An 11,620-nucleotide genomic window follows, 5' to 3' on the forward strand; every position below is an offset into this window, starting at 1 on the left:
GGGCCATGATCGGCGTCTTCCATCCCGGCTCCTCCGTCGTCCACCGCACGCCGGCGCTCGTGAAGCTCGGGCTGCTCGCGGTCGCGGTGACGGCGACCGCGCTCGTCGGGTCGCTGCCCGCACTCGGGATCGTCGCCGCGGTCGCGATCGGTCTCTTCGCACTCGCCCGGATCCCCGTGCGGATCGCCTGGCGACAGGTCTCGCCGATCCTCTGGGTCCTCGCGTTCGCGGTGCCGGTGCAGTGGATCTTCGCGGGGTGGGAGGCCGCAGCGACCATGGGCGCAAGGCTCGTGCTCGCCGTCGCCCTCGCCGCCGTGTACACGCTCACGACCACCGTGTCGGCGACCCTCGACGCGATGCAGGTGCTGCTGCGCCCGTTCGCCAGGTGGGTCGACCCGGACCGCGTCGGGCTCGCGCTGGCCCTCGCCATCCGCTGCGTGCCCCTGCTCGCCGACCTCGTGCGGGAGGTGCTCGACGCGCGCAAGGCACGCGGCGCCGAGGGGTCGCTCACGGCGCTCGCCGTGCCGGTCATCGTGCGCACGCTGCGCACGGCCGACCACCTCGGCGAGGCGCTGATGGCGCGCGGCGTCGACGACTAGGCGTCGGCGGTCCGACCGCCCGTCTCGAGCACGTCGCCGGCCGGCAGTTCGCGATGGCCTCCGAACTGGAGCCGCATCGCCGAGAGCAGCTGGTTGGCGTAGCGATCGTCCTCTCGCGAGGCGAACCGCTCGAAGAGGGCTGCGGCGAGCACCGGCGCCGGGACGCCGGTGTCGACCGCGGCCTTGACGGTCCACCGGCCCTCGCCGGAATCCGAGACCCGGCCGGCGAGACCGTCGAGCGTCGGATTCTCGACGAGCGCGGCCGCGGTCAGGTCGAGCAGCCACGACGAGATCACGGACCCGCGACGCCAGAGCTCGGCGACGGCCGGCGTGTCGATCGTGAACCGGTAGAACTCGGGCTCCTCCAGCGGGGCGATCTCCGCCGAGTGCTCCTCGGGGCGGAGCCCGGCATCCGCGTTCTTCAGGATGTTCATCCCTTCGGCGAGCGCCGCCATGATCCCGTACTCGATGCCGTTGTGCACCATCTTGACGAAGTGCCCCGACCCCGACGGTCCGCAGTGCAGGTACCCGCGCTCCTCGGGCGCCAACTCGCCCGTGCGGCCGGGCGTGCGCTCGATGTCGCCCGGGCCGGGTGCGATCGAGCGCAGGATCGGCTCGATGCGCGAGACCGCCTCGTCGGGTCCGCCGACCATCAGGCAGTAGCCGCGCTCGAGGCCGAACACCCCGCCGCTCGTCCCGGCGTCGACGTAGTGGATGCCGGAGGGCGCGAGCGCTTCGGCACGGCGCACGTCGTCGCGGTAGTTGGAGTTGCCGCCGTCGATGATGACGTCCCCGGCTTCGAGCACCGCGGCGACCTGGTCGACGAGCTGCCCGGTGATCCCGGCGGGGACCATCAGCCACACGGTCCGTGGAGCGTCGAGCTTCGTCGCCAGGTCGGCGATGCTCTCGGCGCCGGTCGCGCCCTCGGCCGCGAGTGCGGCCACGGTGTCGGGATCGACGTCGTAGACGACGCACTCGTGCCCGTCCCGCATGAGACGCCGCACGATGTTCGCGCCCATCCGCCCCAGTCCAACCATCGCGATCTGCATCAGCCATCCCCCGTCGCTCAGCCGACGCGGCTCGCTCGGTCCGGCCGGCGCGTTCACGCCGCAGTCTAGGACTCCTCTCGGACGCGCCGCACGCCATGGAGCCCCGATCTCCGGCCTCGCCGCGGCTCGAAGGGTCCGGTGTCCGCAGGTGCGGGCACACTGGTCGACGCGGACCCTTCTCCGCAGTTCGTCCCGCCGTCACCCGGCCGACCTCCTGGAGCACCCGACCCGATGATGGGCATCACCCATGCCACGAGCGGCGCCGCCGCCTGGCTCGCGATCACCGGAACCATGCCGATCGTCACCGCCGGCGCCTACCCGCTCGACCCGGTCGGCGTGCTCGCCGGCACGGCGGTGTGCGCGGGAGCAGCGCTGCTGCCCGACGCCGACCACCACAGCGCCACGATCGCGCACTCGGTGCCCGTGCTCGGCAGGCTCGCGACGGGCGTCGTCGAAGCGGCATCCGGCGGTCACCGGCAGGGCGCGCACTCCCCCGTGGGCGTGCTCGTGACGTTCGCGGCGGCGTGGGCGCTGACCCTCGTCGCGTTGCCCGTCGATCCGCTCGGCTCGCTCGCCATCGGCGCCGGCGCTGGCACGGCCGCACTGACGGCGTTCGGGCTCAAGGCGCGCGGCCTCATCCGCTCGTGGCCCGCCGCATGGGCGATCGGGGCGATGCTCGGCGCGTTCATCGTGGTCTTCGCGCCCGAGCAGGTGGCGTGGTTCCCGCTCGCGGTGCTCGTCGGCTTCGTCGCGCACCTCGCGGGCGACCTGCTCACCACGGGCGGTCTGCCCGGGCTCGTCTGGCCGTGGCGCATCCGCCCGCCCCGGGCGCTCCGTCCGGTGCCCGTGCTCAATCGCGTCTGGCTCCCGAACGGCTACGTGTCGCTCCCGGTCCTCGGCGACACGGGATCGCTCCGCGAGACGATGCTCGGCGCGCTCCTCGGCACGTACTGCTTCATCGGCTCGACGTACGAGGTCCTCCGGCTGATCGGCGTGGACCCGTTCTCCTTCTGGTGACGGACCGCGTAGCGAGTCCGGCCGACGCTCACTCGTGAGCCGACCCCCACGCGGCGTGCTCATCTGTGGGTGATTCTGCTCACAAGCGTGACTGTCGGCGTGTCGCAGCTTATCGTGAGGACATCCCGACCTCGACGAGGAGTTCAGCATGACCAGGGAACCCGGCGGCTTCGACCGCGACGCCCTCGCCTCTGCCGCCCGAGCCTTCACCGCCCAGCAGATCGCCAGGTGCGCTGCGATCGGCATCGACGCGTCCGGATACGGGATCAGCCACCTCGCCATCCGCACCCGCACGTGGAACGACTACGTCGGGGCGCGTGACGCGATCGAGTCGTACTCGACGGCGAACCTCGAGAACGTCTGGAACGGGCGACCGATCTCCAAGCTGATGCTGGCCGAGCCCATCGAGGTCGCCGACGGCATCGGCATCCCGCTCATCGAGCTCATCCCGCCCTTCCACCAGCGCGTCTACCGCATGGGCCTCGAGCACGTCGGCTTCGTCGTCGGTCCCGGGCATCAGGCATTCATCGAGCGGCACCGCGAGGTGCTCACGGGCCAGCAGTTCCAGAGCCGATTCTGTGCCCCCGTCTACCGACTCTTCGACGACTACACGCACGTGAAGTTCTACGAGACCTCGCTGGGCGACGTCTGCCGGCTCGAGGGAGCCGCGTTCGACGGCATCGTGCACGCCGACTGGCAGCCCGCGGATCCCGACGCCGGACCGTACGAGATCGGCTGCGACTGAGGCCCGCGCGATGGACCGCGACCTCGAGGGCACGACGGTGCTCGTCACCGGAGCGACCGGTGGCCTGGGCTCGGCGATCGCCGAGCGCTTCGCGCACCGCGGCGCGAGCGTGGTGCTGCACCACCGGTCGCGCGAGCGTGACGCGGAGCGCCTCGCTGAGACGCTCGCCACCGCGCACGGCGTGGTCGCCGACACGGTGCGGTGCGACCTCTCCGACGAGCACGACATCGAACGGATGTTCCGGGCGGAATCGCCGGCCGCGCGGGCGACGGTGCTCGTCAACAACGCCGGCGTCTACCCCGTCGCCGGGTTCCTCGACCTCGGCGCAGACGACTGGATCGAGAGCTTCCGGTCGAACGTGGTCGCGGCGTACCTGTGCACCAGGTTCGCCGCGCCCGCGATGATCGCCGCCGGCGGCGGCGCGATCGTCAACGTCACGTCGATCTCCGCCGACCGCGCGACGCCCGACCAGGCGCCCTACGGCAGCAGCAAGGCCGCGCTGCGTTCGCTGACGCGTACCTCCGCGGTCGCGCTCGCGCCGCACGGCATCCGCGTCAACTCGGTCTCGCCCGGGCTCGTGTGGCGCGACGGGCTCGAGACCGAGTGGCCGGAGGGACTGGCCCGCTGGTCCGATCGTGCGCCGATCGGCCGAGCCGTCGGGCCTCGCGAGATCGCGGACGCGTGCGCCTTCCTCTCCTCACCGGCGGCGGCGGGCATCACGGGGCACGACCTCGTGGTCGACGGCGGCATCACGGCGGTCTCCGACTACTGACGGGGAACTCGATCCGCGTGCCGAGGCGAGGATCGTCTCTGCCCCGGGAATGACGAAGGCCCCGGCGATCACTCGCCGGGGCTGCCGGTGCACCCCCAGGGACGTGAACCGTGAACCCACTGACAGCGATGATCAGGCCGGCTCCGCCTTGTCGAGAGCCTCGGAGATCCCCGGCGACTTGTCACCGTGGTGATGGATGACCTTCCACCCGTCGCCCTCGCGAAAGTAGATATTCGTGACCCGGGAGTTCACCGTGAGCTGCGTGCCACTGACACCGAAAGCGGCGTGTTCGACGCCCACTTCGTATGCCATGTCCCCGTGAACACGGAAGAGTTGATCCGTGATCTCCACATGACCGCCTGTGCTCGACCGGGCCACGCGCTCGAACGACCCCTTGATCTGGTCCCATCCCACCTGACGATCGCCGATCGGGTGCATCGTCGTCGCCTCGGGGCTGTGCACCCAGATATCGGTCAACGAACCGGCGTCCCCGGAGAGCATGCGATTCAACGCCGCGTAGAACGCCTTCGAGGCGGCGCGCACATCGTCTTCGGCGGTCATTTCCCCTGCCACTCCAATCAGGAGCTTCTCCGCGGTTTCCACTGTGAGGGAACGGGCGTCCGGGTGCTGGATGCCCACGAACATGCTACGGCGATCGGCCGACCAGCACAGCCCGGTCACCTCGATCGCAGTTCCGCACGAACCAAAGAGAGAAGCCCGGTACCCACGCGATCCGCGTGGTACCGGGCTTCCACTTGGTGCACCCCCAGGGACTTGAACCCTGAACCCACTGATTAAGAGTCAGTTGCTCTGCCGATTGAGCTAGAGGTGCGTTTCGGCCGGGTTTTCTGCAACCCCGAACCGAGGAACAACGGTATCAGGTGACCGCCCTGAACGCGAAATCGTGGTCGGCTCGGGCGAGTCAGGCGCCGGAGCCCCGTCGCGTGCGGTCGATACGATGAACCGGTGACGGATGCCTCGTACGCCGACGACCTCGCCCTCGCCCTCGAACTGGCCGACCTCGCCGACTCGGCCGCCATGGCGCGCTTCCGCGCGGTCGACCTGAGGATCGACACGAAGCCCGACCGCACGTTCGTGACCGAGGCTGATCTCGCGGTCGAGCGCGCGGTGCGCGAGGTGCTCGCCGAGCGTCGCCCGGGCGACGGCATCCTGGGCGAGGAGTACGGCACCGAGGGCACCGGTTCGCGGCAGTGGATCATCGACCCGATCGACGGCACGTCGAACTTCCTCCGCGGTGTGCCCGTGTGGGGCGCGCTCATCGCGCTCACGGTCGACGGCGCTCCGGTCGTGGGCGTCGCCTCGATGCCCGCCCTCGGGCGGCGCTGGTGGGGCGCGCCCGGTGTCGGCGCGCAAACGACGGATGCCCCGGGCGCCGCGCCCCGCGACATCCGCGTGTCGAACGTGGCCGACCTCGCAGACGCGTCACTCAGCTTCCAGAGCGTCGCGCAGTGGCGCGAGGCCGGCTACCTCGGGCGGCTGCTCGCGCTCGGCGAGCGCGTGTGGCGCGATCGCGCGTACGGCGACCTGTGGTCGTACTGCCTGCTGGCCGAGGGCCTCGTCGACGTCGTGGGCGAGTTCGACGTGAAGGCATGGGACCTCGCCGCGCTCATCCCGATCGTCGAGGGCGCCGGAGGGCGGTTCACGTCGGTCACCGGCGAGGCGGGCCCCGGCACGGGCAGCGCCCTGGCCACCAACGGCCTGCTGCACGACGCGGTCCTCGAGGCGTTGAAGTGAGCCGCTCGCTCGAGGTCTGCATCTTCACCGAGCCCCAGCAGGGCGCGAGCTACGACGAGCAGCTCGCGCAGGCCCAGGAGACCGAGCGGCTCGGCTTCGACGGCTGGTTCCGCAGCGATCACATCCTGCACATGGGTCCGGGCAGCCCGCTGCCCGGACCGACCGATGCCTGGACGACGCTCGCCGGCATCGCCCGCGAGACCGAGCGCATCCGGCTCGGCACGCTCGTCTCCCCGGTGACGTTCCGGCACCCCGGCCTCCTCGCGATCCAGGTCGCGCAGGTCGACGACATGTCGGGCGGTCGCGTCGAGCTCGGCCTCGGTGCGGGCTGGTTCGGTGCGGAGCATGCCGCGTACGGCATCCCGTTCCCCGACCGGCGCTTCGACCTCCTCGAGGAGCAGTTGCAGGTCGTCACCGGCCTCTGGCAGACGCCGCCGGGCGAGCGCTTCTCCTTCGCCGGTCGGCGGTACGAGCTCGTCGACGCGCCCGCGCTGCCCAAGCCGGTCCAGTCGCCCCTGCCGCTCATCATGGGCGGCGGCGGGCCGACGCGACTGCCCGCGCTCGCTGCGCGGTTCGCGACGGAGTACAACCGGGGCTTCTCCGACGAGGACGAGATCGCCGCGTCGTTCGCGCGCGTGCGCGCCGCGTGCGAGGCGATCGGCCGCGATCCCGACACGATGCGCCTCAGCGTCGCGCTGCCGACGGTCGTGGCGACGGATGACGCGAGCTACCTCGCACGCCTCCGAGCGATCCACGCCGACCCCGACACGTTCGCCGAGGTCAACGTCGCCGGCACCCCTGAGGTCGTGGTGGAGAAGATCCGACGCCTCGTCGAACTCGGTGCCGACCGGGTGTACCTGCAGCTCGTCGACGAGCGCGACCTCGACCACGTCGAGCTCATCGCCGCCGAGGTGCTCCCGCACTTGGGCTGAGCGGTCGACCCGACCGTCTCCGAGGCATCCTCGTCATCGTGCGCGGAACGTCCGTGGATTCGCGTACCCTTGTGGGTGAGGGCCGGGGGGCCTCGAGGGGGAAGACATGCGGGCGATGGCACGCCGCCGACACGAGTTCGTCGACCAGCAGCCGCTGGATCCTGAGAACGATCCGTACGCCGCCTACCTGATCTGGAAGGCCGAGCGCGACGCCGAGGAGGCCGCGCTCGCCGACGACGGCGCAGCCGACGGCTCCGACGGCGACGACGCCGAGACGGAGCCGGCCCGCGGGTCGTGGCTTCGGCGGCTCGCCGCCCGCGCCCACGTGAACGCGTCCCGCGAGCGCTGACCGCCCAGACGCCGATCGCCGCGACTCGGCGCGGCGATCGGAGGACTGGCACAGCGTGCGATGACGACCGGTGGTGGAGATGGGGGGAATTGAACCCCCGTCCATCGCTGGGATTCCACGGTTTCTCCGGGCGCATCCTGTGAGGCGTTCTGCTCGGCCCCGACCCTTGCCACAGGCAGCCAGGTCGACGGGCCCAGCCTGAAAGAGTCCCGTACGACGCTCAGGCGACGTCGCACAGCGAGTTCCCTAGATGACGCCAGCGACCGGGGCGGGAACGAACCCGGGCTGACGGACTAACGGACTCGCTTAGGCAGCGAGGGCGTAGTCGTTCTGCGACTTATTGGCAGTTATTGTTTCGCAGGGAGCGTTCACGAGATAACCCTGCATCCTCGGCCCGCTTCACGCGGTCTCGCAGGCGATGTCGAAACCGATCATCCCCATGAGACGCGCTCCGACCGTCGGTCGGAAGGCGGGTCGTCATCGCACGCTGTTGAGTTGCCAACCGCGCGAGGCCCTCGAAGGGTGCGCGGCCCTACAGGATACAACAGGTGCACCCGGCGGGGCATTCCGGATGCCGCGCACGGAATCGTTCATGTGGCTGTAACCCGCGGGGCTCCGCCAGCACGTAGCGTCCCCGCATGGGACGTTCCGAGATCGCCTCGCCCCGAACGGGCACCGCCGCCCGCACCGGGTCGGCCGCCGCACGCCGCCGCACTGGAGCCGCATGATCGCGCGGGTCGACCCGTTCATCGGCACCGAGGCCGTCGACCTGCCCCCGCAGACGGGGCTGGCCGCGACCTGGTGGTGGCCGAAGCCGCAGGTCGGCAACACCCATCCCGGCGCGACCTATCCGCTCGGGATGGTCTCCGCGTGCGCGTACTCGGGCGCGTACCCGACCGGGTACGGACGATACGACCTGGCGACCGAGGGCGTGCCGCCGATGATCCACGAGGGCGGCGTGGCATCCGGCTTCACGCACTTCCAGCAGTCCGGCACCGGCGCCATCCGCAAGTACTACAACTACTTCCGCGTCACGCCCATGCTCGAGCCCCTCGACGTGCTCGGCCGCACGTGGGAGCTGCTCGAGGAGGCGGCGGAACCGGGGTACTACGCGGCGACGCTCGACTCCGGCATCCGCGCCGAACTCACCGTCGGGCCGAAGTCGGCCGTGCACCGCTACACGTTCCCGCGGAACCCGAACGCGCGGATCGTGATCGACTTCTCGCTGGGCGGCCTCTCGATCCCCCACGGCGAGACCATCCCGCTGCGCGCGAAGCTCGAGCAGGTCGCGCCGGGCATCGCACAGGGTGAGATCGTCGTCGAGGGCGCACCCCTGTCGGTGTACATCGAGTGCGACGCGCACACCTGGCGTCAGATGCTCTGGTACGACCGGCGCCTGATGCCGGGCGGCACTCGGCTCGCGTTCGACCACATCCGTCCGACCACCCTGCGCCCGTTCGGCCTCATGTGGGCCGGCCCGAGCGAGCCCGGGCAGAGCATCGAGGTGCGCATCGGATTCTCCCTCCGCGGGGTCGAGCAGGCCCGTGCGAACCTCCGCGCCGACGAGGACACGGGCCCCGCGCGGTTCCCGCACCGGCGCGACCGGACGAAGAAGGCGTGGCGGAAGCACCTGAAGGGGATCACGGTCGACACCCCGTCGACCGAGCGCCAGACGATATTCTCGACGGCGCTCTACCACTCGCTGATCAAGCCGTGCCTCGCACCCGAGGAGAGCCCGTTCTGGCCGACCGAGGGCCCGTTCGTGTTCGACCTCTGCACGATGTGGGACATCTACCGCACGCAGCTGCCGCTGATCACGACGCTGTTCCCCGAACGGGCCGTCGAGCTCGCGAACGCGCTGCTCACGATCTGCGAGGAGGAGGGCAACTTCCCGATCGGCTACCGGATGGCGCGCGGCAGCGACCGGTTCTCCCGGCAGGGCAGCGCGCTCGCGCAGACGTTCCTCGCCGACCTCTGCCAGCTCGGCCTGCCCGGCGTCGACTGGGAGTGGGCGCTCGTGCACATGCACGCCGACCTCCGCCGCACGTACGGCGAGGACTTCCTGCTGCGCGGCGTCGCGCACCCGATCAGCCACACGCTCGACCTCGCCTACGGCTACTGGTGCACGGCGAAGGTCGCGGCGCGTGTCGGCGACCGAGCGCTCGTCGAGGAGTTCACGGCGCTCGCGACCCGGTGGGTCAACGCGTTCGACGAGCAGACCGGGCTGCTCCACGACTCGACCTTCTACGAGGGCAGCCGCTACAACTACTCGTTCCGGCTGCTCCACGACATGCGCAGCCGCATCGAGCTCTCCGGGGGCGACGAGGGCTTCGTCGACGCCCTCGACGCGTTCTTCGGGTTCGGCGCCGAGCCCGTGCGGCAGCCGGGCGTCGCGCCCGGCCTCGCCGAGCTTGCGACGGGCTACGCCCTGGGCCGGTTCGAGGGACTCAACAACGAGCCCGACATGGAGGCGCCCTGGGCGTACCACTACGCCGGTCGCCCGGACCGGACCGCAGAGGTCGTCCACGCCGCCGTGCACCAGCAGTTCGGCACGGGCCGCGGCGGCCTGCCGGGCAACGACGACTCGGGCGGCATCAGCTCCTGGTACGTCTGGGCGAGCCTCGGCCTGTTCCCCGTCGCCGGGCAGAACCTCTTCCTCGTCAACGCCCCGTCGTTCGCCGAATCCGAACTGCGCGTCGGCGGCGACGCGTTCCGCATCGAGACCGCCGGGTTCGTCGAACCGCACCGCGACGGCCCCGTGCAGTACGTCCAGTCCGCCGAGCTCAACGGCGACCCCCTCGACCGAACCTGGCTCCGCGGCGACGAACTGCATCGCGGCGGCAGCCTGCTGCTGCGACTCGGTCCGGAACCGAGCGAGTGGGGCCGGATGTCGCGCCCGCCCTCGTCGCCGGAACGCTGACCGCGCGGCATCCCACCGCCAGACCTGCCCGATCAGGACGCGCGCCTCGCGCCCCACCAGGAAAGGAGGAGCCATGAACGCTCCGCCCCGGAACCGCCTCGTCATCGTCAACCGCGCCGACCCGGTCATCTGCGGCCACTCGGTCGAGGGGCGCAACCTCGCCGAGGCCGCGCTGCAACGCGGCTTCGACGAGGTGCGCATCGTGACCTGGCCGATCGATCGCCTCGAGGCGGCCGGCCTGCCGCTGAAGCCCCTGGATCGGATGCTGCCCTACAGCCCGGGCATCATCGTCGAACGCCCCGAGCCCGTGGGCGACTACAAGGTGCCCGACGGCCGCTACCTCGCCGGCATCACCGGCCGGCTGGTCGAGCTCTTCACCGACGGCGTGCCGACGGTGTGCCTGTCGCTCTACCTCAGCCCCCACACGGTGGCCGTCACCGACGCGGTGCGCGCCGCATGGAGCACCGGCCTGCCGGTGAACGTGACGACGATCGCCGAGGCGGTCGGGTCGGATGTCACGAACGTGGTGCGCTCGTGCGTCGAGGAGGGACGCTTCGGCGCCGCCGCGCACATCCTCTCGAGCTACCTCGCGCAGGACCACTGCGTGGCGGTCTCGGAGTACACGCGCGAGCTCATCGTCGCCGCGGCGTCGGAGATCGACGCGTTCCACGGCACGCGCTTCGCCGAGCAGTGCCGCGACCGCATCCGCATCTCCTACCCCGCGATCGACACGTCGCAGTACCTCGACCTCGACCCGGCGATCGTGCGCGGGGTGCTCGCCGCGCGAGGGCTCGAGCCCGACGGGTACGTGCTGTTCCTCTCGCGACTCACCGAGGCGAAGGGCGTCGACGACCTCATCGCGGGGTTCGAGCGCACCGCGGCGAACGACCGCCTGAAGCTCGTGATCGTCGGCCGCGGCCCGGCCGCGGAGAAGTTCCGCGCCCGCGCGGCGGCGTCGCCCGTGGCCGACCGCATCGTGTTCCTCGACGACGTCGACGACGCGGAGAAGCCCTACCTGATGGCCGGGTGCGCGACCTACGTGCTGCCGAGCAAGCCGCGACCGGAGTTCGTGGAGACGTTCGGCATCGCGCTCGCCGAGCAGATGCTCGCAGGTGGCGGCACGGTCATCACGACGGACACCGGCGGTATCGGCGAGGCCGTGGGCGAGCACGCGATCATCGTGCCGGTCGACGACCCCGATGCCATCGCCCGTGCGATCGACCGGGCGCTCGCGCTCACGCCCGAGGAACGCGCGCTCCGCGCCGAGCGGGCGAGGGCGTACGCGCTCCAGTTCGACCGGGGCGCCGTGTTCGAGCGCCTCTTCGACGGCGCGGGCGTGCTCCCGGAGCGCGCGATCGCCTGACGCGTGGTCGGGCTCCCGCCGGGCGCTGCCGCGGGGGGAGCCCGGCCCGGCGCCGCGGGCGCCCGCGGGCGACGGAGGGGCCGACGTATGCTGAGGTCGGCCGAGCCCCGGCGCGGCCG

Annotated in this window: 11 protein-coding genes, 1 tRNA gene and 1 other RNA gene; 9 read left to right on the plus strand and 4 right to left on the minus strand. The window is 71.4% G+C overall.

Annotated elements, in window-relative coordinates; genetic code table 11:
- The first annotated feature begins 5 nt into the window (after positions 1-5).
- Positions 6-599 (plus strand): energy-coupling factor transporter transmembrane component T family protein, encoded by a 594-nt coding sequence (locus ACFVHK_RS16885; protein ID WP_129233590.1) that lies wholly within the window; start codon positions 6-8, stop codon positions 597-599.
- On the opposite strand, the gene gnd is transcribed toward ACFVHK_RS16885, so the two are convergent.
- Positions 596-1,648 carry a phosphogluconate dehydrogenase (NAD(+)-dependent, decarboxylating) gene (gene gnd / locus ACFVHK_RS16890; RefSeq protein WP_376929834.1) on the minus strand — a complete coding sequence of 351 codons (1,053 nt, stop codon included), beginning with the start codon at positions 1,646-1,648 and terminating at the stop codon, positions 596-598. The genes ACFVHK_RS16885 and gnd overlap by 4 nt on opposite strands.
- A 231-nt stretch (positions 1,649-1,879) precedes the next feature.
- On the opposite strand from gnd, the gene ACFVHK_RS16895 reads away from it, so the two are divergent.
- The 3 genes from ACFVHK_RS16895 (at position 1,880) to ACFVHK_RS16905 (ending at position 4,182) form a co-directional block, all read left to right on the plus strand.
- Positions 1,880-2,665, plus strand: coding sequence for a metal-dependent hydrolase (locus tag ACFVHK_RS16895; protein ID WP_165307298.1), 786 nt, complete (start codon positions 1,880-1,882; stop codon positions 2,663-2,665).
- 148 nt (positions 2,666-2,813) lie between these two features.
- A complete protein-coding gene (locus ACFVHK_RS16900) occupies positions 2,814-3,410 on the plus strand; it encodes a VOC family protein (RefSeq protein ID WP_376929835.1) in 597 nt (198 codons plus the stop codon).
- A gap of 10 nt (positions 3,411-3,420) precedes the next feature.
- Positions 3,421-4,182, plus strand: a complete 762-nt coding sequence (locus ACFVHK_RS16905) for an SDR family NAD(P)-dependent oxidoreductase (protein ID WP_376929836.1) — start codon at positions 3,421-3,423, stop codon at positions 4,180-4,182.
- Between the two features lie 132 nt (positions 4,183-4,314).
- Here ACFVHK_RS16905 and ACFVHK_RS16910 read toward each other — a convergent pair whose 3' ends face one another.
- Positions 4,315-4,821 (minus strand): YybH family protein, encoded by a 507-nt coding sequence (locus ACFVHK_RS16910; RefSeq protein ID WP_376929837.1) that lies wholly within the window; start codon positions 4,819-4,821, stop codon positions 4,315-4,317.
- A 117-nt stretch (positions 4,822-4,938) separates the two neighbouring features.
- A tRNA-Lys gene (locus ACFVHK_RS16915) sits at positions 4,939-5,014 on the minus strand.
- A gap of 134 nt (positions 5,015-5,148) precedes the next feature.
- Between ACFVHK_RS16915 and ACFVHK_RS16920 the strand changes: the two genes are divergently transcribed.
- The 3 genes from ACFVHK_RS16920 to ACFVHK_RS16930 all read left to right on the plus strand — a co-directional run bounded on the left by ACFVHK_RS16920 (position 5,149) and on the right by ACFVHK_RS16930 (position 7,218).
- Positions 5,149-5,937 carry an inositol monophosphatase family protein gene (locus tag ACFVHK_RS16920; protein ID WP_376929838.1) on the plus strand — a complete coding sequence of 263 codons (789 nt, stop codon included), beginning with the start codon at positions 5,149-5,151 and terminating at the stop codon, positions 5,935-5,937.
- Complete coding sequence (locus tag ACFVHK_RS16925) at positions 5,934-6,869, plus strand: LLM class F420-dependent oxidoreductase (RefSeq protein ID WP_376929839.1); 936 nt, start codon at positions 5,934-5,936, stop codon at positions 6,867-6,869. The genes ACFVHK_RS16920 and ACFVHK_RS16925 overlap by 4 nt, the downstream gene beginning before the upstream one ends.
- Before the next feature lie 106 nt (positions 6,870-6,975).
- Positions 6,976-7,218 carry a hypothetical protein gene (locus tag ACFVHK_RS16930; RefSeq protein WP_129233598.1) on the plus strand — a complete coding sequence of 81 codons (243 nt, stop codon included), beginning with the start codon at positions 6,976-6,978 and terminating at the stop codon, positions 7,216-7,218.
- A 71-nt stretch (positions 7,219-7,289) separates the two neighbouring features.
- On the opposite strand, the gene ssrA is transcribed toward ACFVHK_RS16930, so the two are convergent.
- Positions 7,290-7,657, minus strand: a transfer-messenger RNA (tmRNA) gene (gene ssrA, locus ACFVHK_RS16935).
- A gap of 285 nt (positions 7,658-7,942) precedes the next feature.
- On the opposite strand from ssrA, the gene ACFVHK_RS16940 reads away from it, so the two are divergent.
- Positions 7,943-10,138: a glycoside hydrolase domain-containing protein gene (locus ACFVHK_RS16940; protein WP_376929840.1), complete on the plus strand. Its 2,196-nt coding sequence runs from the start codon at positions 7,943-7,945 to the stop codon at positions 10,136-10,138.
- A gap of 73 nt (positions 10,139-10,211) precedes the next feature.
- Complete coding sequence (locus ACFVHK_RS16945; protein WP_376929841.1) at positions 10,212-11,501, plus strand: glycosyltransferase; 1,290 nt, start codon at positions 10,212-10,214, stop codon at positions 11,499-11,501.
- Positions 11,502-11,620: the final 119 nt, after the last annotated feature.

Origin of the sequence: Agromyces binzhouensis (assembly GCF_042672355.1) — a bacterium.
In the GTDB taxonomy this organism is placed as follows: domain Bacteria; phylum Actinomycetota; class Actinomycetes; order Actinomycetales; family Microbacteriaceae; genus Agromyces; species Agromyces binzhouensis.